General features: G+C 59.1%; 20 protein-coding genes. 6 read left to right on the top strand and 14 right to left on the bottom strand.

Features of this window, described 5'->3' with window-relative positions:
- The first annotated feature begins 73 nt into the window (after positions 1-73).
- Both BLU24_RS06500 and BLU24_RS06495 read left to right on the top strand, forming a co-directional pair.
- On the top strand, positions 74-667 hold the full coding sequence (locus BLU24_RS06500; protein WP_008082788.1) for a phosphoheptose isomerase: 594 nt from the start codon (positions 74-76) through the stop codon (positions 665-667).
- Positions 664-1,242 carry a BON domain-containing protein gene (locus BLU24_RS06495; protein ID WP_090286140.1) on the top strand — a complete coding sequence of 193 codons (579 nt, stop codon included), beginning with the start codon at positions 664-666 and terminating at the stop codon, positions 1,240-1,242. Before BLU24_RS06500 ends, BLU24_RS06495 begins: the two co-directional genes overlap by 4 nt.
- 51 nt (positions 1,243-1,293) lie before the next feature.
- Here BLU24_RS06495 and BLU24_RS06490 read toward each other — a convergent pair whose 3' ends face one another.
- The 7 genes from BLU24_RS06490 to rplM all read right to left on the bottom strand — a co-directional run bounded on the left by BLU24_RS06490 (position 1,294) and on the right by rplM (position 6,182).
- Positions 1,294-1,704: a ClpXP protease specificity-enhancing factor gene (locus BLU24_RS06490; RefSeq protein ID WP_093098471.1), complete on the bottom strand. Its 411-nt coding sequence runs from the start codon at positions 1,702-1,704 to the stop codon at positions 1,294-1,296.
- A gap of 16 nt (positions 1,705-1,720) precedes the next feature.
- Positions 1,721-2,338, bottom strand: a complete 618-nt coding sequence (locus BLU24_RS06485) for a glutathione S-transferase N-terminal domain-containing protein (protein WP_090286143.1) — start codon at positions 2,336-2,338, stop codon at positions 1,721-1,723.
- A 146-nt stretch (positions 2,339-2,484) separates the two neighbouring features.
- Positions 2,485-3,267 (bottom strand): cytochrome c1, encoded by a 783-nt coding sequence (locus BLU24_RS06480; protein WP_093098468.1) that lies wholly within the window; start codon positions 3,265-3,267, stop codon positions 2,485-2,487.
- A complete protein-coding gene (locus BLU24_RS06475; protein WP_093098464.1) occupies positions 3,267-4,478 on the bottom strand; it encodes a cytochrome b in 1,212 nt (403 codons plus the stop codon). The genes BLU24_RS06480 and BLU24_RS06475 overlap by 1 nt, the downstream gene beginning before the upstream one ends.
- Positions 4,478-5,071 carry a ubiquinol-cytochrome c reductase iron-sulfur subunit gene (gene petA / locus BLU24_RS06470; protein WP_007917031.1) on the bottom strand — a complete coding sequence of 198 codons (594 nt, stop codon included), beginning with the start codon at positions 5,069-5,071 and terminating at the stop codon, positions 4,478-4,480. Before petA ends, BLU24_RS06475 begins: the two co-directional genes overlap by 1 nt.
- A gap of 275 nt (positions 5,072-5,346) precedes the next feature.
- Positions 5,347-5,739, bottom strand: a complete 393-nt coding sequence (gene rpsI, locus BLU24_RS06465) for a 30S ribosomal protein S9 (RefSeq protein ID WP_003228056.1) — start codon at positions 5,737-5,739, stop codon at positions 5,347-5,349.
- Positions 5,740-5,753: 14 nt separating this feature from the next.
- On the bottom strand, positions 5,754-6,182 hold the full coding sequence (gene rplM / locus BLU24_RS06460) for a 50S ribosomal protein L13 (protein WP_007917032.1): 429 nt from the start codon (positions 6,180-6,182) through the stop codon (positions 5,754-5,756).
- A 244-nt stretch (positions 6,183-6,426) separates the two neighbouring features.
- On the opposite strand from rplM, the gene BLU24_RS06455 reads away from it, so the two are divergent.
- Complete coding sequence (locus BLU24_RS06455) at positions 6,427-7,467, top strand: NADP(H)-dependent aldo-keto reductase (RefSeq protein WP_093098461.1); 1,041 nt, start codon at positions 6,427-6,429, stop codon at positions 7,465-7,467.
- 105 nt (positions 7,468-7,572) lie between these two features.
- On the opposite strand, the gene BLU24_RS06450 is transcribed toward BLU24_RS06455, so the two are convergent.
- Positions 7,573-8,709, bottom strand: a complete 1,137-nt coding sequence (locus BLU24_RS06450) for an acyl-CoA dehydrogenase family protein (protein ID WP_093098458.1) — start codon at positions 8,707-8,709, stop codon at positions 7,573-7,575.
- A gap of 250 nt (positions 8,710-8,959) precedes the next feature.
- Between BLU24_RS06450 and BLU24_RS06445 the strand changes: the two genes are divergently transcribed.
- Positions 8,960-9,856, top strand: a complete 897-nt coding sequence (locus BLU24_RS06445; RefSeq protein WP_172833317.1) for a GlxA family transcriptional regulator — start codon at positions 8,960-8,962, stop codon at positions 9,854-9,856.
- 193 nt (positions 9,857-10,049) lie between these two features.
- Here BLU24_RS06445 and zapE read toward each other — a convergent pair whose 3' ends face one another.
- The 3 genes from zapE to BLU24_RS06430 all read right to left on the bottom strand — a co-directional run bounded on the left by zapE (position 10,050) and on the right by BLU24_RS06430 (position 13,244).
- Positions 10,050-11,144: a cell division protein ZapE gene (gene zapE / locus BLU24_RS06440; RefSeq protein ID WP_090286153.1), complete on the bottom strand. Its 1,095-nt coding sequence runs from the start codon at positions 11,142-11,144 to the stop codon at positions 10,050-10,052.
- A gap of 90 nt (positions 11,145-11,234) precedes the next feature.
- A complete protein-coding gene (locus BLU24_RS06435) occupies positions 11,235-12,590 on the bottom strand; it encodes a tryptophan--tRNA ligase (RefSeq protein WP_093098452.1) in 1,356 nt (451 codons plus the stop codon).
- A gap of 24 nt (positions 12,591-12,614) precedes the next feature.
- Complete coding sequence (locus tag BLU24_RS06430) at positions 12,615-13,244, bottom strand: alpha/beta hydrolase (RefSeq protein WP_093106469.1); 630 nt, start codon at positions 13,242-13,244, stop codon at positions 12,615-12,617.
- Positions 13,245-13,388: 144 nt separating this feature from the next.
- Here BLU24_RS06430 and BLU24_RS06425 point away from each other — a divergent pair, with 144 nt between their 5' ends.
- Complete coding sequence (locus BLU24_RS06425) at positions 13,389-13,823, top strand: YhcB family protein (protein WP_016773251.1); 435 nt, start codon at positions 13,389-13,391, stop codon at positions 13,821-13,823.
- Between the two features lie 228 nt (positions 13,824-14,051).
- Here the strand turns inward: BLU24_RS06425 and BLU24_RS06420 are convergent, their stop codons facing one another.
- Both BLU24_RS06420 and BLU24_RS06415 read right to left on the bottom strand, forming a co-directional pair.
- On the bottom strand, positions 14,052-14,786 hold the full coding sequence (locus BLU24_RS06420; protein ID WP_090286156.1) for an OmpA family protein: 735 nt from the start codon (positions 14,784-14,786) through the stop codon (positions 14,052-14,054).
- 116 nt (positions 14,787-14,902) lie between these two features.
- Entirely contained in the window at positions 14,903-15,547 is a 645-nt protein-coding gene (locus BLU24_RS06415; RefSeq protein WP_093098449.1) for an MBL fold metallo-hydrolase, read from the bottom strand.
- A gap of 478 nt (positions 15,548-16,025) precedes the next feature.
- Here BLU24_RS06415 and BLU24_RS27955 point away from each other — a divergent pair, with 478 nt between their 5' ends.
- The gene (locus tag BLU24_RS27955; RefSeq protein ID WP_269458772.1) at positions 16,026-20,741 is read left to right on the top strand and encodes a M10 family metallopeptidase C-terminal domain-containing protein; all 4,716 of its coding nucleotides are present in this window, start codon (positions 16,026-16,028) and stop codon (positions 20,739-20,741) included.
- Positions 20,742-20,832: 91 nt separating this feature from the next.
- On the opposite strand, the gene BLU24_RS06405 is transcribed toward BLU24_RS27955, so the two are convergent.
- Positions 20,833-23,562 carry a LuxR C-terminal-related transcriptional regulator gene (locus BLU24_RS06405; protein ID WP_093098442.1) on the bottom strand — a complete coding sequence of 910 codons (2,730 nt, stop codon included), beginning with the start codon at positions 23,560-23,562 and terminating at the stop codon, positions 20,833-20,835.
- Between the last annotated feature and the right edge of the window lie 149 nt (positions 23,563-23,711).

Genomic DNA, 23,711 nt, shown 5'->3' with positions numbered 1-23,711 from the left:
GCCACATTTTGCTCTTTGCTTTGCGGGCTGCACATTCATGTGCCGGACAGCCGCGCTACTTAAGGTCACACAGATGGACATGCAATCCCGAATTCGCCAGCTCTTCCAGGCCAGTATCGACACCAAGCAACAGGCGATGGACGTACTTGCACCGCACATCGAGCAAGCCAGCCAGATCATGGTCAACGCCCTGCTCAACGAGGGCAAGATGCTCTCGTGCGGCAACGGCGGCTCCGCCGGTGACGCGCAGCACTTTTCCTCGGAGCTGCTCAACCGTTTCGAGCGCGAGCGCCCGAGCCTGCCGGCGATCGCGCTGACCACCGACACCTCGACGATCACCTCGATTGCCAACGACTACAGCTACAACGAAGTGTTCTCCAAGCAGATCCGCGCACTGGGCCAGCCCGGCGACGTGCTGCTGGCGATTTCGACCAGCGGTAACTCGGCGAACATTATTCAAGCGATCCAGGCCGCACATGATCGCGAAATGATTGTCGTAGCTTTGACCGGACGCGATGGCGGCGGCATGGCGTCGCTGCTGTTGCCCGAGGACGTCGAGATTCGCGTACCGGCCAATGTCACTGCACGTATTCAAGAAGTCCACTTGCTGGCGATCCATTGCCTCTGCGATCTGATCGACAGCCAACTGTTCGGGAGTGAAGAATGACCCCTAATCGCCTTGGCCTTCTGGCCTTGACTCTGTGCCTCGGCATCAGCGGCTGCACCTCGGTGGTGAATGCCAGCCGTGAAGCACCGATCGAAGACGACCGTGGCACGCGCACCTTCGGCAGCAAGATCGACGACTCGTTGATCGAAACCAAGGTCGGCGTGAACATAGCCAAAGCCGACCCGGCGCTGGACAACGATTCGCACATCGTCGTCACCAGCTTCAACGGCGTGGTACTGCTCGCCGGCCAGACCCCGCGCGAAGACCTCAAGGCCAAGGCCGAACAGGCTGCCGCCAATGTGCAACGGGTCAAGAAAGTCCACAACGAGCTGCAAGTGCTGCAGCCTTCGTCCCTGCTGGCTCGACAGAATGACGCGTGGCTGACCACCAAAATCAAAACGCAGATGCTCACCGACGCCAGCATTCCCGGCTCGCGCATCAAAGTCATTACCGAGAACGGCATCGTCTACCTGCTGGGCCTGCTGACCAAACAGGAAGCCACTCAGGCGACCAATCTGGTTCAGGGTGTTTCCGGCGTGCAGAAAATCGTGAAGCTGTTCGAGTACATCGACTGACCAGCGAGCGGCAGACACAAAAAAGGCGATCCATCCGGATCGCCTTTTTTGTTACTTCACCACTTTCAGGCTTGGCCGGCCGCTGGGGCGCGGTGGCTCGCTGTCCGGTGGCGGCTGGTCGTCATCCTGCTCGATATCGTCGTCATCCAGCGGCGACTCGAGATCGAACACCATGCCCTGACCGTTCTCCCGGGCATAGATGCCCAGAATCGCGCTGATCGGCACGTACAGGCTGTGCGGCACACCACCGAAGCGACCTTCGAACGTCACCACGTCGTTGTCCATGTGCAGATGGCGCACGGCGCTTGGCGAGATGTTCAGCACGATCTGCCCGTCGCTGGCGAAACCCTGCGGCACCTGCACCGCCGGGTATTCGGCGTTGACCAGCATGTGCGGGGTGCAATCGTTATCCACAATCCACTCGTAGAGCGCGCGGACCAGATAAGGTCGACTGGAGTTCATAGCGGCTCCTTAAGCCTTAGCGCATGTCGCGTTCGACACCAGACAGACTCGCCTGGAAAGCCTCACGCGCAAACTGGCGCTCCATATAATCAAGCAGCGGCTTGGCCGGCCGCGGCAGTTCAATACCCAGAATCGGCAAACGCCAGAGTATGGGTAATAGGCAGCAATCGACCAGACTTTGTTCCTCACTGAGGAAGAACGGCTTGTCCGCAAACAGCGGCGACACGCCCGTCAGGCTTTCGCGCAACTCCTTGCGCGCCACCACCCGCGCGGCTTCCTTGGCCTTGGGATCAAGAATCAGATCCACCAGACCGCACCAGTCACGCTGAATGCGATGAATCAGCAGACGGCTGTTGGCACGCGCCACCGGATAAACCGGCATCAACGGCGGGTGCGGGTAACGCTCGTCCAGATACTCCATGACCACGGTCGACTCCCACAACGCCAGGTCGCGATCGACCAGCGTAGGCAGGCTGCCGTAAGGGTTCACCTCAATCAGTTTAGGCGGCTGGCGGCCGGCTTCCACGTAAATGATTTCAGCGCTGACACCCTTCTCTGCAAGCACGATGCGCACTCGGTGGGAATAGTGGTCGGCGGGGTCGGAGTAACAGGCCAACCGATTGGTCACGCCCATGGCGATCCTCCTCGCTTGTTGAATTTTTCGGAACCGGAAAAACGCGCGCGCCCAGAGGGCACCTCCCGCAGGGTCTGACCGAGCAGACCCTGCTTTATCGGAGGCGCCCTTGGGCGCGCGCGATTAACAGCAATGCTTGAAGCGTATCAGTGCACGTCTTTCCAGTATTCACGCTTGAGCAGGTAGGCGAACACAAAGAAGAACGCCAGGTACAGCAAGACATAAGTACCAATGCGCTGATGTTGCAGCTTAACCGGGTTAGCCGAGTAAGCCAGGAAGGTTACCAGATTCTTGACCTTCTCATCGAACTGCTCTTCGTTCAGAGCACCGGATTTGGGCACGATGGTCAGTTGATCGCAGGCTTCATGGGTCAAAGCCGTGCCGGTCAGCGGATCATATTGCTTCTTGCCGTCTTCGACGATCTGCACCTGCTTGCAACCTACGACCTGGCGACCTTGCAGACCGACGAGCACGTTAGGCATGCCGACGTTCGGGAAGACCTTGTTGTTCACGCCCCATGGGCGCGCCGGATCTTCGTAAAACGACTTCAGGTATCCGTACAGCCAGTCAGTGCCGCGCACGCGGGCCACCAGGGTCAAGTCCGGCGGCGCTGCACCGAACCAGGTTTTGGCGTCAGCCGGCTGCATACCGATGTTCATGTGGTCGCCAATCTTGGCGCCGGTGAACACCAGTTTCTCCAGCATCAACTCGTGGGGAATACCGAGGTCATCGGCGACCCGCTCGTAACGCTGGAATTTGGCGCTGTGGCAGCCCATGCAATAGTTGGCAAAGGTCCGTGCGCCATCCTGCAAAGCCGCCTTGTCGGAAACATCGATATCGACTTTTTCCAGTTCCGGACCATGGCCCTCGGCTGCAAAAGTCAGGGAAGGCAGCGCAGCAAAAATCAGAGCAAGCAATAACTTTTTCATCAGCCAGTCACCCTCTCCGGTACCGGTTTGGTCTTCTCGAGCCGGGTGTAGAACGGCATCAGAATGAAGTAGGCGAAGTACAGGAAGGTGCAGACCTGCGACAGCAACGTGCGGCCCGGCGTCGGCGCAAGCACACCGAGAATGCCGAGAATCACGAACGAAATGCAGAACACCACCAGCCAGATCCTGCTCAGCCAGCCTTTGTAGCGCATCGATTTGACCGGACTGCGGTCCAGCCACGGCAGCACGAACAGCACTGCAATCGCCGCCCCCATGGCGATAACGCCGAGGAGTTTATCCGGCACCGCGCGCAAGATCGCGTAGAACGGCGTGAAGTACCAGACCGGTGCAATATGCTCAGGCGTCTTGAATGGGTTGGCCGGTTCGAAGTTTGGCTTTTCAAGGAAGTAGCCACCCATTTCCGGGAAGAAGAACACAATGAAGCAGAAGATAAACAGGAACACCACGACACCGACAATGTCCTTCACCGTGTAGTACGGGTGGAACGCAATGCCGTCCAGCGGGATGCCGTTTTCGTCTTTATGCTTCTTGATATCGACGCCATCAGGGTTGTTTGAACCGACTTCGTGCAGCGCCAGAATGTGCAACACCACCAGACCGAGAATCACGATTGGCAGCGCCACGACGTGCAGTGCGAAGAAGCGGTTCAGGGTGATGCCGGAGATCAGGTAGTCGCCGCGAATCCACTGGGTCAGGTCGTCGCCGATCAGCGGAATCGCGCCGAACAGCGAGATGATCACCTGCGCGCCCCAGTACGACATTTGGCCCCACGGCAGCAAATAACCCATGAACGCTTCGGCCATCAGCGCCAGGTAGATCAGCATGCCGAACACCCAGACCAGCTCGCGCGGTTTCTGGTACGAACCGTAGAGCAGGCCACGGAACATGTGCAGGTACACCACGATGAAGAACGCCGAAGCGCCGGTCGAGTGCAACAAACGCAGGATCGAGCCGTACTCGACGTCACGCATGATGTATTCGACGGAAGCAAACGCCTCTTCTGCCGACGGCGTGTAGCTCATGGTCAGCCAGACGCCTGTGACAATCTGATTGACCAGCACCAACAGCGCCAGAGAGCCGAAGAAATAGAAGAAGTTGAAGTTTTTCGGAGCGTAATACTTGCTGAGATGGTCTTCCCACATCTTGGTTGCAGGAAAGCGCGCATCAACCCAATCCATGAACTTGCTCATCACGCTTTCTCCGTATCGACGCCAATGACAATCAGGTCATCGGTCTCATAGGAATGCGGGGGAACTGGCAGGTTCAAAGGCGCAGGTTGCGACTTGTAGACGCGGCCAGCCAGATCGTAGTGGGAACCGTGGCAAGGGCAGAAATAACCGCCTACCCAGTCTTTGCCCAAATCCGCAGGTGCCACTTCGGGACGGAAAGTCGGTGAGCAACCCAGGTGCGTGCAAATCCCGATCAGCAGCAGAATTTCCGGCTTGATCGAGCGCACTTCAGGGTCGACATAGGTAGGTTGCGTAGAGTTTTTCGAGGTCGGATCGGAGAGTTGGCCCTCGATCTTTTTCAGATTCCCCAGGATTTCCTCGGTACGGCGGACAATGAACACCGGCTGGCCGCGCCATTCAGCAATCATTTGCTGGCCTGGCTCGATTTTGCTGACATTCACTTTCACCGGTGCGCCGGCGGCTTTCGCCTTGGCGCTGGGAAACCATGACCCTACGAACGGGACCGCAGCCCCCACCGCTCCTGCAGCACCGACCACGGATGTGGCTGCCACCAGGAAGCGACGCCGGCCTGCATTCACGCCGTCATTGCTCATTCAGTCCTCTCCCATCAGCTTTTTTGGCCTGTTAAATCAGGCGTCTACTAAATAAACCGCGTGCTACTTATAAAAATTTTGCCGAATGGTAATGAAAAGCCCCAATTCTGACAAGGGAATTACCCGGAGCTCTCCACCCCTAAGCCTTGCAGTATAGGGGGTCTGCGAATGAGGCAAGTTGTCACAGCGCAATTCTTTCTGGAAAAAATGCACGCATAAAAAAACGCCCGATTCCGTGAGGAATCGGGCGTTCTTTTTTGAACGTGGAAGCGGTATTAACGCTTCGAGTACTGCGGACGCTTACGCGCTTTACGCAGACCCACTTTCTTACGTTCAACTTCACGGGCGTCGCGGGTAACGAAGCCAGCTTTGCGCAGAGCGCTACGCAGGGTTTCATCGTAGTCCATCAGAGCGCGAGTGATGCCGTGGCGGATTGCGCCAGCCTGACCACTTACACCACCACCGATCACGGTGACGTAGATGTCGAACTTCTCGACAGTCTCGGTCAGCTCCAGCGGCTGACGAACTACCATGCGGGCAGTTTCGCGGCCGAAGAAGTTATCCAGCGAACGGTTGTTGATGGAGATGTTACCAGTACCCGGACGCAGGAAAACGCGTGCGGTTGCGGTCTTGCGACGGCCAGTGCCGTAATTTTGAGTCGCCGACATAATGTACTATTCCGTTAAAACTTCAGTTCTTGGGGCTGCTGAGCAGTATGTGGGTGAGCAGCGCCCGCATAGACTTTCAGCTTACGGTACATGTCGCGACCCAGTGGGTTTTTAGGCAGCATGCCTTTAACCGCGGTCTCGATCACGCGCTCAGGGGCCTTGGCGATCAGCTTTTCAAAGTTGATCGACTTGATGCCGCCCGGGAAACCGGAGTGGGAGTAGTACATTTTGTCAGTGGTTTTAGCGCCGGTAACACGGATCTGCTCGGCGTTGATGACGACGATGTAGTCGCCGGTGTCAACGTGAGGAGTGTACTCAGGCTTGTGCTTGCCACGCAGACGGCTCGCGATTTCGGTGGCCAGACGACCCAGGGTCTGACCAGCAGCGTCGACGACAAACCAGTCGCGCTTTACTGTTTCCGGTTTAGCAGTAAAAGTTTTCATTCTTTATAGCCTCAGGGGCCGCCTGTAAATAAGACGGCGGATCTTACTGAATAGTGCGTACTTTGACAAGTCAAAGGCAGCCGGATACAGACGCTTTCGGGGGCTCGGGTCGGCGCGTCCGTTCAACGGCAAGATTCTTCGGCGGCGGCGCATCACTTCCACTGCAGAAAGAGGTCGGCAATTATGCAGATTGCGAAAAATATTTCAACCTGCTTTTATGATTGTTTTGCCCAAGGAGCACCCGATGGACTATCGCCAGCTAGGCCGTACCGACCTGAACGTGAGTGCAATCTGCCTCGGCACCATGACCTGGGGCGAGCAGAACACTGAAGCTGAAGCCTTCGCCCAGATCGAACGCGCCAAAGAGGCCGGGATCAATTTCCTCGACACCGCCGAGATGTACCCCGTGCCGCCGAAAGCCGAAACCTACGCCACTACCGAGCGCTACATCGGCAATTACTTCAAGAGTCGCGGCGACCGCGCCGACTGGATCCTCGCCAGCAAGATCGCCGGCCCGGGCAACACCATCGACTACATTCGCGACAAGAACCTGCGCCACAACCGCCAGCACATCACTGAAGCGCTGGATGGCAGCCTCAAGCGCCTGCAGACCGACTACATCGATCTGTATCAACTGCACTGGCCGGAACGCAGCACCAACTTTTTCGGACAGCTGGGCTACAAACACAAGACCGAAGCCAACCTGACGCCGCTGGAAGACACCCTCGAAGCCCTCGATGAGCAAGTGAAAGCCGGCAAGATCCGCCACATCGGCCTGTCCAACGAGACGCCGTGGGGCACCATGCGCTTTCTGGCCTTGGCCGAAGCCCGTGGCTGGCCGCGTGCGGTGTCGATCCAGAACCCGTACAACCTGCTCAACCGCAGTTTTGAAGTCGGCCTGGCGGAAATCGCCATCCGCGAACAATGCGGGCTGCTCGCCTATTCGCCGCTGGCGTTCGGCTTCCTCTCCGGCAAGTACGAGGGCGGCGCGCGCCCGGCGAAAGGTCGCCTGAGCCTCTACAGCCGCTTCAGCCGCTATTTCAACCCGCAGTCAGAGGCAGCGTGCAGCCGTTACGTTGCCCTGGCCCGTGAGCACGGCCTGGATCCGGCGCAGATGGCCCTGGCGTTCGTCAATCAGCAAACATTCGTCACCAGCAACATCATTGGCGCGACAACGCTCGAGCAACTGGACAGCAACATTGCCAGTTTCGATCTGAAACTTTCCGATGAAGTGCTGGCCGGGATTGAGGCGATTCACAAGGATCATCCGAATCCGGCGCCATAACTGACCGGCAAAAGCTTCGCGAGCAGGCTCAGTCCTACAGGGGAATGCATTCCAGAATGCAGGAGTGAGCCTGCTCGCGATAGCGGCCTGTCAGTCGCGCGAGGGTCAGAGCGACCGCGCAATGATCTCCTTCATGATTTCATTGGTCCCGGCATAGATCCGCTGCACCCGCGCATCCGCCCACGCCCGGGCCACCGGGTATTCCCACATGAAGCCGTAGCCGCCGTGCAACTGCACGCATTCATCGAGTACCTTGCACTGCAGGTCGGTGCCCCAGTATTTGGCCATCGCCGCCGTCGGCACGTCGAGTTTGCCCTGCAGGTGCAGTTCCAGACAGCGGTCAACGAACACCCGGCCGATCTGGATTTCCGTGGCCATCTCGGCCAGTTTGAAGCGGGTGTTCTGGAAATCGGCAATCGACTTGCCGAACGCCTTGCGATCGCGGGTGTAGTCGAGCGTCCACCGCAACGCCGCTTCGGCCGAGGCGAGGCCTCCAATCGCCACGGTCAGGCGCTCCTGCGGCAATTCCTGCATCAGATAAGCGAACCCTGCCCCGGCCTGCCCCAGCAGATTTTCCTTCGGCACGCGTACGTCCTGGAAGAACAACTCCGACGTGTCCTGCGCCTTCATGCCAACCTTCTCCAGACGCTTGCCCTTCTCGAAGCCCGGGGTGTTCGCCTCCACCAGAAAAAGACTGGTGCCCTTGGCGCCGGCCTTCGGATCGGTCTTGGCGACCACGATCACCAGGTCGGCAAGAAAGCCGTTGGTGATGAAGGTTTTCGAGCCGTTGATCACGTACTCGTCGCCGTCCAGCACCGCCGTGGTTTTCACCCCTTGCAGATCGGAGCCTGCACCCGGCTCGGTCATGGCGATCGCCGTAACCATCTCGCCAGAAACCAGTTTCGGCAGGTATTTGTGCTTCAGCGCTTCACTACCGTAATGCAGGATGTACGGCGCGACGATGTCCGAATGCAGGGAAAACCCGATCCCGGTCAAACCCAGCCTGCCAACCTCTTCGATGACTACCGCGCTGTAGAGAAAATCCGCGCCCAGCCCGCCGTATTCCTCCGGCAGATGCGAGCACAACATCCCCGCCTCGCCCGCCTTGTTCCATAGCTGGCGGTCGATGTGGCCTTGTTTTTCCCATTGCGCGTGGAACGGCACCGCTTCTTTTTCGAGGAAGGTTCGTACGCTGTCGCGGAACAATTCGTGCTCTGAGCTGAACAAGGTTCTGGGGATCATGCGGCACCTGTCTTTCTTGTTGGAGGGATACGTCCTTCAGAGACTATGCGCCGCCAGCGTCACGGGACACTGGACACATCCGACAAAAAATAAGACGATCCAGCCGTCTGGTGACCACTTTCCCTTATAAAAACAAAACAAAAGTTGAATTATGTCCAAGCACGTCTCCACGCCCTTGCGGCGCGTCAGCATCCTGGCAATCGACCGGGTTTTCGCTTCCACCCTCATGCAAGCCAAGGATTTCTTCCATCTGGCCAGCCTGCGTTATGGCAAACAACTGGGCCAGGGCCTGACACCGGCGTTCGAAACGCGCCTGGTCAGCCCCGACGGCAAACCGGTGAATAGTTTCAGTGACGTGGTGATGCCGGTCGATGGCGGTCTGGAAAACGCCGATGTGATTATCCTTCCGGCGTTCTGGGATGATTTCGACACGCTGTGCAGCCGTTACCCGCAAGTCCTGCCGTGGCTGCGTGAGCAACACGCCCGTGGCGCAGTCTTATGCGGCGAAGCGACCGGGGTGTTCTGGCTGGCGGAAGCGGGTTTGCTCAATGGCAAGGAAGCGACCACCTACTGGCGTTTTTTCAATGCTTTCGCCGAGCGTTTCCCCAAGGTTTATCTGAATCAGGACAAACACCTGACCGATGCCGACAACCTGTATTGCGCCGGCGGTACTACTTCAGCCTGCGACTTGTACATTTATCTGATCGAACGCTTTTGCGGCGCAAACGTGGCGCAAGCCGTGGCTCGCGACATTCTTTACGAAGTGCAGCGCAGCTATTCGCCGGGACGCATCGGTTTCGGCGGGCAGAAGCTGCACCAGGATGTGATCATCCTGCAGATCCAGCACTGGCTCGAAGAGCATTTCGCCGACAAGTTCCGCTTCGAGGACGTGGCGCGCGAGCACGGCATGAGCATCCGCAATTTCATGCGCCGTTTCCAGACCGCCACCGGCGACAAGCCGCTGCATTACCTGCAACGCCTGCGCATCGAAACCGCCAAGGGCTTGCTGTCGGGCAGCCGCAAGAGCATCAAGACCATCAGCTATGAGGTCGGTTACGACGACGCAAGCTTCTTTGCCCGACTGTTCCGCCAGCACACCGAATTGTCGCCGAACCAGTATCGGCAGCAGTTTCAGCAGGCTGCCTGACCCTGAAGCAAATACAAAACCTGTGGGAGCTGGCTTGCCAGCGATAGCGGTTTGTCAGAGAAAGAAATATCACCTGACACGACGCCATCGCTGGCAAGCCAGCTCCCACAGGGATTGAAGTGCGTTCGGGTTTTTCTTCAGCGCACAAAAAGGGCCTGCATTTGCAAGCCCTTTTTCGTTGCCGAGACTCCGCTTAAGGCTTGTGCGCCCGCGACAGGAATTCGTGGGATTGCATCTCGAGCAGACGGCTCAGCGTACGCTGGAATTCGAAGGTCAGGCGGCCGCCGGTGTAAAGATCCTTCAGCTCGACTTCGGCAGAAATGATCAGCTTGACGTTGCGGTCGTAGAACTCGTCGACCATGTTGATGAAGCGTCGGGCGATGTCGTCGGTGGTGACGCTCATCTGCTCGACACCGCTGAGCAACACGGCGTGGAAAATCTTGCCCAGTTCGATGTAATCGTTCTGGCTGCGCGGGCCGTCGCACAGTTCACGGAAGTCGAACCAGGCCACGTCGTCGCAAGTGCGCAGCGCACGGATTTCGCGGTTCTCGATGATCAGCACATCGTTTTCGACTGCTGCTGTGCACTCCGGCGTCAGCGCCTTGAAGCTCTTGCGCAGGCTTTCATGGGCGGCTTCGTCGAGCGGATAGTGAAACAGCTCGGCTTGTTCGAGGTGGCGCAGACGATAGTCGACCCCGCTGTCGACGTTGACGATCTCGGTGTTCTGCTTGATCAGCGCAATCGCCGGCAGGAAACGCGCGCGTTGCAGGCCATCCTTGTACAGACCGTCCGGGACGATGTTCGAGGTCGCGACCAGGGTCACGCCATTCTTGAACAACTCTTCCATCAAGGTGCCGAGGATCATCGCGTCAGTGATGTCGGAAACGAAAAATTCATCGAAGCAGATCACCCGCGACTCGGTCGCGAAGCGCTTGGCGATGATGGTCAGCGGGTTTTTCTCGCCGCCGAGGGTTTTCATCTCTTCGTGCACGCGCTTCATGAAACGGTGGAAGTGGGTGCGGGTCTTTTCCTTGAACGGCAGCGCTTCGAAGAAGGTGTCGACCAGGTAAGTCTTGCCGCGACCTACGCCGCCCCAGAAATACAGGCCCTTTACCGGCGTTTGATCCTTTTTGCCAAACAGCTTGCCGAGAAACCCCGGCTTGTTCTGGTCGGCGGCGATCAGGTCGTCGTACAGACGCTGCAAATGACGCACAGCCGTTTCCTGCGCAGCGTCATGGAAGAAGTCCGGGCGTTTCAGATCTGCTTGATATCGTTCTAGGGGCGTCATAATTCGTTAGCAAGGCAACAAAAACGGGCCGTCACTGTAGCGACGGCCCGCAGGAATGGCAATCGACCCTTGGTCGGGCCGTGCCGCCGATCAGTCCTGAGCCGGGGTCAGCGCGACGCGCAGTGCTGCGATGGCCGCGTCCCGCGCAGCCGCGTCGGCGAACGCCGGGCTGTCGCCGACGCATTCGCCTTGCAGCCAGACGCTGAAGCTCAGGTCATCGTTGCGCACGTCCAGCGGCTCGCCGGACTGCAACTGCTTGGTCACCTGCCCCGCGGTTTTGCCATCGGCGAAGTTGCGCGACAACAGCAATTGCTCGCCATCGGCCGCCAGCAGACGGAAACGGAAGCTGCCGTCGTCTTCGCGGAAGCTGACGAAACGTGCGGCTTTGGCGGCTTTCTTCTTGGTGGTTGCGGCGACCTGCACCTGGTTGACGAACGAACGCAGGCCAACCGCTTCACGCAATTCATTGAGGAACGGCGTGGCCACGGCACGGGCCTTTTTCGCGCCGATCTGCAGGATATCTTCCAGATCCGCCGGGCGTTCGATCAACTGGTGATACTTGTCGCGCGCTTCGCCGAGTTCGTTGTCGAGCAACTGGAACAGACGGTTCTTCGCCTCGCCCCAACCCAGACCACCAAGCAGTTCGCTGCGGAATTCGTCAGCCTGTGCCGGTGTGGCGAACGCCGTGAACAGGGTGAACAGATGCGAGTTGTCCGGATCCTTGGCTTCGCCCGGGGCCTTGGAATCGGTAACGATCCGCGAGATCGCGTCCTTCATTTCCTTGGCGCTGGAGAACAACGGGATGGTGTTGTCGTAGCTCTTCGACATTTTGCGACCGTCGAGGCCGGGCAAGGTCGCCACGCTTTCCTCGATCAGCGCTTCAGGCATGGTGAAGAACTCCTTGCCCTGGCCGAACAGATGGTTGAAACGCTGGCCGATATCCCGGGCCATTTCCACGTGCTGGATCTGGTCGCGGCCGACCGGCACCTTGTGCGCGTTGAACATCAGAATGTCTGCGGCCATCAGCACCGGGTAGCTGTAGAGACCCATGGTGATACCGGCATCCGGGTCTTCACCGGTCTCGACGTTCTTGTCCACCGAGGCCTTGTAGGCGTGCGCACGGTTGAGCAGGCCCTTGGCGGCAACACAGGTCAGCAGCCAGGTCAGCTCGGGGATTTCCGGAATGTCGGACTGACGGTAAAAGGTCACGCGGTCGACATCCAGGCCACCGGCCAGCCAGGTCGCGGCGATTTCCAGACGCGAGCGCTGGATGCGCAGCGGGTCATCGCATTTGATCAGGGCGTGGTAGTCAGCCAGGAAGTAGAACGAATCGGCATTGCTGTCGCGGCTGGCGAGGATCGCCGGGCGGATCGCGCCGGCGTAGTTGCCCAGATGCGGCGTGCCGGTGGTGGTGATGCCAGTGAGGATGCGGGTACGGTTGGTCATGGGTAATCGCTTGTCAGACTGCAATCAATTCGAGAGACGCGGCAGGATCAGATCCTTGAGATCGGTCAGCTTGCCGTGAAAAAAGTGTCCGCATTCTGCCACTTTCAGCAGCTCATGGGGGCGCTGGAGTTGCTCGGACCATTGGTAGACCAGTTGCGGATCGATGACCTCATCGGTTTCCGGCTGGATCACGGTCAGTTCGCCATGCTGCGGCAGTTGATCCTGCTCGCCCAGGCGCATCACCGCCGGCGCGACCATGAACAGGTGCTCGAGCTGCACGCCCTCGGCTTCGAGACGGCCGCCGAGACTTGCTGCAACAAATCCGCCAAAGGAAAAACCGAACAGGGTCAGCGGCAAGTCCGGGTGTTTTTCCCGCAGCCAGGCAGCGGCGGCCTGGGCATCGTCGACTTCACCGGTGCCCATGTCGTGGGTGCCTTCGCTGGCGCCAACGCCGCGATAGTTGAAGCGCAAGGTGATCAGGCCGGCGTCGCGCGCGGTGCGCTGCAGGGTCGAGACGACCTTGTTGAGCATGGTGCCGCCCTGCACCGGGTTCGGATGGCAGATCAGCGCGATGCCGCGCGGCTGCTCGCTGTCCAGGTAAAGACTTTCCAGTTGACCCACCGGGCCGGCAATCACTACAGGGGTTTCACGCATCAGCAAGGGAGGAACTCCGTGACCTCGAATCGGGTCGACTCGTCTAGCAAATTGTCTGTGCCGATCTATTGCGAGTGAATCGCGGTATACAGCGCAGGTTCGAGCCGTTAACGTAAAGCAAAGCCGTTTATAGAGGAAGGACTCGTGGAACACTCGCTCTTAGTTTGGTTGTTACCGACTCTTGCCCTGGTTGTGGGTGTCGCCATTGGATTCCTGATCGCGCGCGTTGCGCCGAACGCCGCACCGAGCCGTACGCAGCGTCAACTGGATGATATCCAGGAGCGTTTCGACAGTTATCAAAACGAGGTGGTCACCCACTTCAACAGCACCGCGATGCTGGTCAAGAAGCTCACTCAGAGCTATCAGGAAGTGCAGGATCATCTTGCCGAGGGCGCCAACCGTCTGGCCCTCGACGAACAGACCCGCCAGCGCCTGATCGCCGCCCTGCATGCCGACGCCGCGCAGGCACCGCGCGAACGCCTGACGCCACCGCGCGATCAAGAGCCGCCGCGCGACTACGCGCCGAAAAGCCCGAACTCGCCGGGCATGCTCGATGAGCATTATGGGTTGAAGAAGTAAGCAGTCTTCGCGCCAGACAAAAAGCCCCCGGACAGTGATGTGTCCGGGGGCTTTTTTGTATCCGATGATTTTGTGGTGCCCATTTAATAGCCATCGCGAGCAGGCTCACTCCTACATTTTGAAATGCATGCCCCTGTAGGAGTGAGCCTGCTCGCGATGGGGCCATAACGGCCAACACAAAAAAATGCCCGGTCACAAGACCGGGCATTTCTTCATTCAGGCAATCGCTTACGGATACTGCTGCACCGTACCCGGCTGTTGCTGCTGACCACCGTATTGCTGACCCGGAATCGCCTTCAGGTTGACCTCAACCCGGCGGTTCTGCGCCCGGCCATTGACGTCACCGTTGCTGGCAATCGGATTATCCGGACCGGCGCCACGGGCCGACAGGTTGGCACCGCTGACGCCTTGCGAGGTCAGGTAAGTCGCCACGCTCTGCGCACGACGCTGGGACAGGTCCATGTTGTGCTGGCGGCTGCCGGTGCTGTCGGTGTAGCCGACGATTTCGATCTGATTCTGGTTGAACTCTTTCAACGAGTTGGCCAGGTTGTTCAACGGCTGGTAGAAGCTTGGAGCGATGTTCGCCGAATCGGTCGCGAAGGTGATGTTACCCGGCATGATCAGCTTGATCTGATCGCCCTGACGCTGCACTTCAACGCCGGTGTTGGCCATGCTCGCGCGCAGTTTTTTCTCCTGCTGGTCGGCGTAATAACCGTAACCGGCCGCCGAGGCACCGACGACGGCGGCGCCGATCAACGCGCCCTTGCCACGGTTATCGTGACCGATCGCGGCGCCGGCGAGCGCGCCGGCCAAGGCACCGAGGCCACCGTATTTGGCGGTCTTGCTCATGCCTTGCGAGCCACCGTCGGCCTGCCCCTGATTGTCATACGGGTTGGGCGAGGCGCAGCCGGACAGCAAGGCCACGGCAGTAGCGACAATAATCAAACGACGCGTGGTGAACATGGAGAGCTCCTGGTTTTTTGCTTTCTTTGGTGCAGCGGCCATCGGTTAATGGACCCGTGCGGGCGTTGGATCATGACAATGCCTGAAAATTCCGCCGCACAACCGTTACAAAAAATTCAGGCACGCACGAACGGGTTTTCACGCATCTCGTCGCCCAAGCGTGTATCCGGCCCATGCCCGGTCACCACGGTCGCGTCTTCATCCAGCGTATACAGCCGCTGCTTGATCGAACGCACGATGGTCGCCTGATCGCCGCCCCACAAATCCGTGCGCCCCACGCCACGACGAAACAACGTGTCGCCGGCTATCAACAGCTTAGCCTCGGAAAACCAGAAGCTCATGGAACCTGGCGTATGTCCCGGCGTGTGCAGCGCCACACCGCAACCGCAGGCCAGTTCTTCATCGTCGCTCAACCAGCGATCCGGCGACGGCACCGGCGTGTAGGGCACGCCGAACATCTGGCATTGCATTTCGAGGTTGTCCCAGAGGAACTGGTCATCCTTGTGCAGATGCAGGGTCGCGCCGGTTTTTTCTTTCATCTGCCCCGAAGCGAGGAAGTGATCGAGATGTGCGTGGGTGTGGATGATGCTGACCACTTTCAGGCCATGCGCATCGAGGCGCGCCATGATCAGGTCGGGATTGCCGCCTGGGTCGACGACGATGGCTTTTTTTGTGATCGGGTCGCCGATGATCGTGCAGTTGCACTGGAGCGGGCCAACCGCAAAGGTTTCGCGGATCAGCGTTGGCGAGGCGGCAGGCATGATGACTCCCAATAGCGTGGCAAATCCGCAGAATACGTTTGCCCACTTCAGTAATCCACGTTTTTGGTCGATACAAGGTTCTTGGCAGCCATGCGTCGGCCAGTCAAAAAAATAGTGTCAATATGATGTCACGCGCCCCGTTTTTGTTGCAAAATCATACTTTTCAGCGGCCGTATCTTGGACAGGCCGCGGTCCATCCAGGAATATACCCATGCCTCGCCCGACTCAATCGACTGATAGTACTTTCTCCGCATTGACTGGAAACAAAGCCGTAGACAGCTTGATCTCGGGCTCTCAGTGGGAAAGCGTCCGATCGACCGATAAAAGCGCGCCGACTGAACTCACCTTCAGTTTCGTCACCGTGGGGTCGTCATATTTCGCGACCAATTACAGTGCCAATAACGAATACAATGCGGTTTTTTCCCTCACCGCCAATCAGCAAAACGCCGTCTTCAGCGCCCTGAGTTCGTGGAGTTCGGTGGCGAATATCAAGTTCAGCCAGACCACCGACGATGTGTTCAATGTCGGCGATCTGCGCTTCGGCGGCTATTCGCTGATGGACAGCGGCACCGTGGCCTGGGCTTACCTGCCCGGCAGTGCGCCAAGGTCCGGCGACGTCTGGATCGGCCCCGAGACCAATCAGGCGGTACCGGATAAAGGGTCCTACGATTACCTGACCTTCCTGCACGAAATCGGCCATGCCATCGGTCTCAAGCACCCGTTCGCCACCAGTGTGACCAATAACACGGTGCTGGATGCTTCGCTGGACGATGTGCGTTTTACCGTGATGAGCTACAACGACAATTACTCGTACCAGCCCACGACGCCAATGCTGCTGGACATACTTGCCATCCAGAGCCTGTATGGTGCCAACAACGCCTGGCAGGCCGGTAACACCACCTACTCGTGGGCGAACAATCAGTCGGTTTTCGAAACCATCTGGGACGCTGGCGGCACTGACACCATTGATGCGTCCAATCAGCTGAATGCCGTGCGTATCGATTTGAATGAAGGCGCCTTCAGTCAGATCGGCAAAGCGTTTCTCGACCTCAAGACGTTGACTGCATTCAATGAAGGCCTGGCCATCGCCTACGGCGCGAAGATCGAAAACGCCGTCGGCAGCAGCAATGACGACAGCCTCACCGGTAACGCTCTGGACAATATTCTCAACGGCCTCGGTGGCGCCGACACGATGGTCGGCGGCACCGGCAATGACACCTATTTCGTCGACAATGTCGGCGACACCGTTATCGAGACCAGCAACCTGTCGAATGAAATCGACACGGTGCTCAGCTACATCGATTACACACTGGGGGCCAATGTCGAACTGCTGACCTTGATGGGCACCGGCAACCTCAGCGGTACCGGTAACGCGCTGAACAACCGCATCACCGGTAACTGGGGGCAAAACACGCTCGATGGCGGTGCCGGCGCGGACACGCTGATCGGTGGCGGCGGCAACGACACATACTTCGTCGACAACGCTGGCGACGTCGTCGTTGAAACCAGCGAAGTGGGTGGCGGCACCGACACTGTCAATTCATCCGTCAGCTACAGCCTGAGTGCCAACATCGAAAACATAGTGTTGACCGGGTCCGCCAACCTGAACGCTAACGGCAACAGCAGCAACAACGTAATGACCGGCAACAGCGGCAACAACGTACTCAATGGCGGCGCGGGTGTGGACACCCTGATCGGTGGCGCTGGCGATGACACTTACTATCTGGACCAGTCGGCCGAGCTCGGGCTGATTCAGGAAAACGGCGGCGAGGGTAATGACACCCTGCGTATCTATTACAACGCCACGGCCTCGACCAATACGGTCAACCTCAATCAAGGCAACCTCACTGACGTTGAAAACGTCTGGTTGATGGGTTCCGGCAACTACACCGTGCAAGGCAACAGTCTGGCCAACTACCTCCTCGGCGGCGCTGGCAATGACAACCTGCAGGGCGGGGCCGGCGATGACCGGCTGGATGGCGCAGCGGGTGCCGACACGCTGGCAGGCGGCGCAGGTGACGACATCTATGTGATCGATAACGCCGGCGACGTTGTCATCGAAGGCAGCGGCGAAGGCCGTGATCGCGTACTGAGCAATATCGGTTACACCCTCACCGCCAACATCGAAGACGGACAACTGCTGGGCAACGGCGATCTGTATCTGGTCGGCAACAGCGAGGACAACACTCTGATCGGCAATGCCGGCAGCAACATCATCAATGGCCAGGCCGGCGCCGACACCATGGACGGTGGCGCCGGCAACGACACTTACTTCGTCGACAACTTAGCCGACGTCATCATCGAAAACGGCGCGTCGCTGACCGAGATCGACACGGTGCTGTCCTCCCTCGCCAACTACACGCTCGGCGCCAACCTGGAAAATCTCACCCTGCGTTTTGCCGACAATATCAACGGCACCGGTAACGCGCTGAACAACGTCATGACTGGCAACACAGGCGATAACATTCTCGACGGCGGCGCCGGTGCCGACACGCTGATCGGTGGCCTGGGCAACGATACCTACGTGGTCGATAACGCTAGCGACGTGATAGTCGAAAGCAGCGCATCGATGACCGAGATCGACACCGTGCGCTCTTCGATCAACTACAGCCTGGGCGCCAACCTGGAAAATATCGTGCTGACCGGCACCGCCAACCTCAATGCCAACGGCAATACCTTGAGCAACGTGATGACCGGTAACAGCGGCAATAACGTGCTCAACGGTGGCGCGGGCCTGGACACCATGATCGGCGGCAATGGCGACGACACCTATTACCTCGACCAGAGCGGCGAACTTTCGCTCATCCAGGAAAACGCCAGCGAAGGCAGCGATACCCTGCGCATCTATTACAACTCCACGCCGCTGACCAGCGTGGTCAACCTGAGCCTGAGCAATCTGGCCAACGTCGAGAACGTCTGGCTGATGGGCACTGGTGGCTACACGGTGCAGGGTAACAACCTGAACAACTATCTGCTCGGCAGCGCGTCGGCGGATACCTTGCAAGGCGGTAACGGCGATGACCGCCTGGACGGCGCCGCCGGGGCGGACACCTTGATCGGCGGCAGCGGTGACGATACCTACGTCATCGACAACGCAGGCGACCAGGTAGTGGAGCTGGGTAACGAAGGCCGTGATCGCGTCCTCACCAACATCGGCTACACGCTGACCGGCAACGTCGAAGACGGCCTGTTGCTGGGTACCAGCGACCTGTATCTGGTGGGTAACGGACTGGACAACGTCCTGACCGGCAATGCCGGCAGCAACATCATCAACGGCCAGGAAGGCGCCGACACCATGGACGGCGGCGCCGGCAACGATACCTATTTCGTCGACAACATCGGCGACGTGATCATCGAAAACGGCACCTCGCTGACCGAGATCGACACCGTGCTGTCGTCGATGTCCAGCTACACGCTCGGTACCAATCTGGAAAATCTGACGCTGCGCTTCGCCGACAATATCAACGGCACCGGCAACGCGCTGAATAACGTCATCACTGGCAACGCCGGCAACAACATTCTGGATGGCGGTGCAGGTGCCGACACCCTTATCGGCGGTCTGGGCAACGACACCTATGTGATCGATAACGTCGGCGACGTGATTGTCGAAAGCAGCACCCTGATCAATGAGATCGATACCGTTCGCACCTCGTTCAACTACAGCCTTGGCGCCAATCTGGAAAACGTCGTGTTGACCGGCTCGGCCAACCTCAATGCCAACGGCAATACCCTGAACAACGTCATGACCGGCAACAGCGGCAATAACGTACTCAACGGCGGCGCGGGGCTGGACACCATGATCGGTGGCGCCGGTGACGACACCTATTACCTCGACCAGTCAGGTGAGTTGTCGCTGATCCAGGAAAATGCCAGCGAAGGCACCGATACCCTGCGTATCTACTACAACGCTACAGCTTCGACTAACACGATCAACCTCAACCCGGCCAACCTCAGCCACGTCGAGAATGTGTGGCTGATGGGTACCGGTAACTACATCGTGCAAGGCAACGGCCAGGACAACTATCTGCTCGGCGGCGCCGGCAACGACACGCTGCAGGGTGGTGCCGGTAACGACCGTCTGGATGGCGCGGTCGGCGCGGACACGCTGGCTGGCGGTACAGGCGATGATACTTACGTGATCGACAACGCCGGTGACCTGATCATCGAAGGCCTCGGCGAAGGCCACGACCGCGTGCTGAGCAATATCGGCTATACCCTGACCGCTAACGTCGAAGACGGCCAGTTACTGGGCAGCAGCGACCTGTACCTGGTGGGTAACGGGCTGGACAACGTCCTGACCGGCAACAGCGGCAATAACATCATCAACGGCCAGGAAGGCGCGGACACGATGGACGGTGGCGCCGGCAACGACACCTACTTCGTCGACAATGTCGGCGATGTCATCATCGAGACCGGGACGTCGCTGACCGAGATCGATACCGTGCTGTCCTCGCTGGCCAATTACACCATGAGCGCCAACCTGGAAAACATGACGCTGCGTTTCGCCGACAATATCAACGGCACCGGCAATGCTCTCAACAACGTCATCACCGGCAATGCCGGCAATAACGTTCTCGACGGCGGCGCGGGTGCGGACACTCTGATCGGCGGTCTGGGCAACGATACCTATGTGATCGACAATGCCGGTGACGTGATTGTCGAGACCAGTACGCTGGGTAACGAAATCGATACGGTTCGCTCCTCGATCAATTACACCCTGGGCGCCAACCTGGAAAACCTGCAACTGACCGGCAGCACCAACCTGCTGGGCTATGGCAACGAACTCAATAACGTCCTCACTGGCAACGATGGCAACAACGTGCTCAATGGCGGCGCCGGCAACGACACATTGATCGGTGGTCGCGGCGTTGACATGCTCACCGGTGGCAGCGGGGCCGATACCTTTGCGTTCACCGACATCAGCGAAGTGGGCAAAGGCGCCGAGCGCGACGTCATTTATGACTTCAACAGCCTGCAGGGTGACAAGATTGATTTCTCGGCGTTCGACGCCAATCTGGGCACTGCCGGCCTCGACGCGTTCACCTTTATCGGTGCGGGCGACTTCACCGGCGCCGGGCAATTGCGCTTTGTCGATCAGGTACTGTCAGGCAATGTCTCCGGTAATGCCGGCGCTGACTTCGAGATTCATCTGGTCGGTGTGAACGCATTCTCCGAGCAGAACCTTGTGGCTTGATTGACATGAGTTGAACGCAACGCGCAACGCGCATGATGAAAAAAACGCCCCGAACCTGTCGGGGCGTTTTTTTTGCAACCGCTGCATGGCGCTATGCCAACAGTCCCAGCTCCTTGGCTCTGGCCACCGCTTGAGTGCGCCGCTCTACCCCCAGCTTGCTATTGATGTGGCTGGCATGGGTTTTTACGGTATGCAGGGAAATGAATAACTGCTCACTGATCTGCTGATTCGAACAACCTTGAGCAATCAGCCGCAATACCGCCAGCTCCCGAGTGCTCAGTTGTTCTGCGGCGCTGGTGTCCATGCCCACGGCTGTGGGCGGCGCAAGCTGCGCGAACAACTGTTGCGCCGCCCGCGCAGGCGAGTTTTGCACATGCGTACGTAGCCAGTCCGCGTGGTCTTTCACTAACTGGTCAAATGGCTGCAAGACGCCACCGCCAGCGGCTTCCAGCGCTTGAATGAACACCTTGCGCGCCTCTGCCTCGCGTGCACCGGTCAGAAGCAGCGCGACTTTCTGCGTCAACGCCATCACACAGAGCAACTGGCGTCCGCTTTGCTGGCCGTTCTGGTGCAACGCGTCCAGACGCCCCTCGGCGAGCATCGGGCGCCCCTGAATGACATCGAGCAGCGCCTGCTGCAGTTCGACATGCAGTGGCAGTTGTGGATGGAATTCGGGCGGTGCCGCGGCCTGCTCACCGGTATAGGTCTGGCTCAAGCGCGTGAGCCAGGCCTCGGCGAGATCGGTACGCCCCTGTGCCAGCCACAGTTCGCATTTGACCAGAGTGATCATCGCCAGGTAGTAAATTGGCGGTACGTCCCAGATGTGCATCAAGCGTTCGGCTTCGGCGAGTTCGGCAAATGCCCTGGCGAATTCGCCACGGCTACCGTCCAGACGCGCAATCACGCAATGGCCGATCAACACGCTGATATCGCGACAGGCGCGCGCTTCGCCAAGGCCCGCCAGCAGGCGCACTCGTGCTGCGTCGGGCTGCATGCGCATCGCCAGCAGAAAACCTTCGTACAACGTCAGCCGCGCGCGCACCGCATACAAGCGTTGCGGCGACAAACCGCGCAAGCGTTCCAGGCCCTGATGCACTTCATCCAATGCTCGCAGGATCTCGCCCCGCGACTGCAACACCCGCGCCCGGTCGTAATGCGCGAGCGCTTCGAACAGCGGATTGCCAACACGCTGCGCCAGTTCCAGAGACTCACGGTTGAGGCCGCGGGCGCGCCACAGGTCACCGTCGGCAATCGCCAGATTGGACAGGGTCGACAAACACATCAGCCGTTGCCCATAACGTTTGGCCGGCAGGCTTTCCAGGGCCTCGGTGCAGTATCTGATCGTCAACTCCCGATGGCCGCGCCCACGGGCAATGATCCCGCTCAACGCCAGCCATTGCGCCAGCATCGACTTTTGGGCAGTGGCCGAAGGCGCCGGCAGAAAGCGGCTCAGATGACTGGACAGATCTTCGGCGGCATCGAGCTGGCAGGCCAGCCCCAGTGCCCAGCTGTACAGAACGATCAGCCGCGGCGTGCTGATCAGCAGGCTGTCGGGCAAGTCCATTTTCCAGCGCAGCAACATGCCGACATTCTGCTCGGCGAGCAGTTGTTCCTCGGACAGGTTCTGCACCAGATTTGCCGCCACATCGAGGTGACCGGCACGCAGGGCTTGCTCCACAGCTTCGTCGAGCAAGCCCTGCGCGTTGAACCAGCGACAGGCGCGCAAGTGCAACGTGGCAGTCGGCACCAGCGCCTGTGCCGGAGGACGACTGCGCAACAAATCAGAAAACAGATGGTGATAGCGATACCAATGCCCGTGTTCATCGAGCGGCACCAGAAAAACCTGATGAGCCAGCAGGAAACGCAAAATCTCGGCGCTGTCATGGGCCTCGCGCACCGCGTCGCACAACTCGCTGCAAAAACGCTCCTGCGGCGCGGTGTCATACAGGAATGTCTGCACTTCGGCCGGCAGGCAATCGATGACTTCTTCAAGCAGATAATCGCGAATCAGCCCTTCCCCGCCGTTGAGCGCTTGCGGCAATGCCGCCTCGCTGCCCGCCTCGGACACCGCGAGCAACCAGAAACGCAAACCGGCAACCCAGCCTTCGCTGCGCTGGATCAGGTTTTCCAGCGCTTCGCCGCGCAGTGACGTGCTGTGGCGATCGAGCAGCGCCAACGCCTCGTCGTGAGTCAGGCGTAGATCCTGTTCATGCAGCTCCAGCAACTGCCGCGACAGGCGCAGGCGCGCCAGATGCCAGTCCGGGCGCTGGCGGCTGGTTACCATGACCAGCAGGCCATCGGGCAGATGATTGAGGAAAAACTGCAGGCAGCGGTCGAGCACCGGACCTTGGGCGAGATGATAATCGTCGAGCACCAGCAATAACGGTGCGGCTGCGTCGAGATGCAGCGCCAGCTCGTCGAGCAGGCCGTCGAGCCATTCTTCGAAGGCGAACGGCTGATGGCGCTGACGCATTTTCAGCAGCCCGAGGGCACCGGCACCCAACGCTGGAAAGTAATCTTGCAAACCTTCGAGCAGACGCTCGAGAAAGCGCCCGGGATCACTGTCGCGCGCGCTCAATCCGAGCCACAGGCTTTGCCAGTGCGCCGGCAGACTCTGACAGAACTCCACCGCCAGCGAACTCTTGCCGAACCCCGCCGGAGCGCTGACCAGCAACAGACGCCCGCTGAGCCCCGCTTGCAAGCGCTCGCACAGACGCGGTCGCAGCACATAGCCGTCGGGCAGTGGCGGGCGAAAAAAACGCCCGTCCAATGCCGTGACGGCAGCACTTGCAGGACCCGGAATCGGGGACAGATCAGTCATGGCCGGCTCTTGTTCGAATGGCGTTGGCGGCGTTGCAGATGTCCGCAGCCTAGCCTTAATCGAACCGGTTATGAAGGTTGCTGCTACAAATGGCTACAAAAAGACTACAGACACGAAAACGCCCCGAACCGGTCGGGGCGTTTTCACGA

It is taken from the genome of Pseudomonas sp. Z003-0.4C(8344-21) (genome assembly GCF_900104975.1).
GTDB classification, from domain to species: domain Bacteria; phylum Pseudomonadota; class Gammaproteobacteria; order Pseudomonadales; family Pseudomonadaceae; genus Aquipseudomonas; species Aquipseudomonas granadensis.
This window is presented reverse-complemented; position numbering and strand designations above follow the sequence as displayed.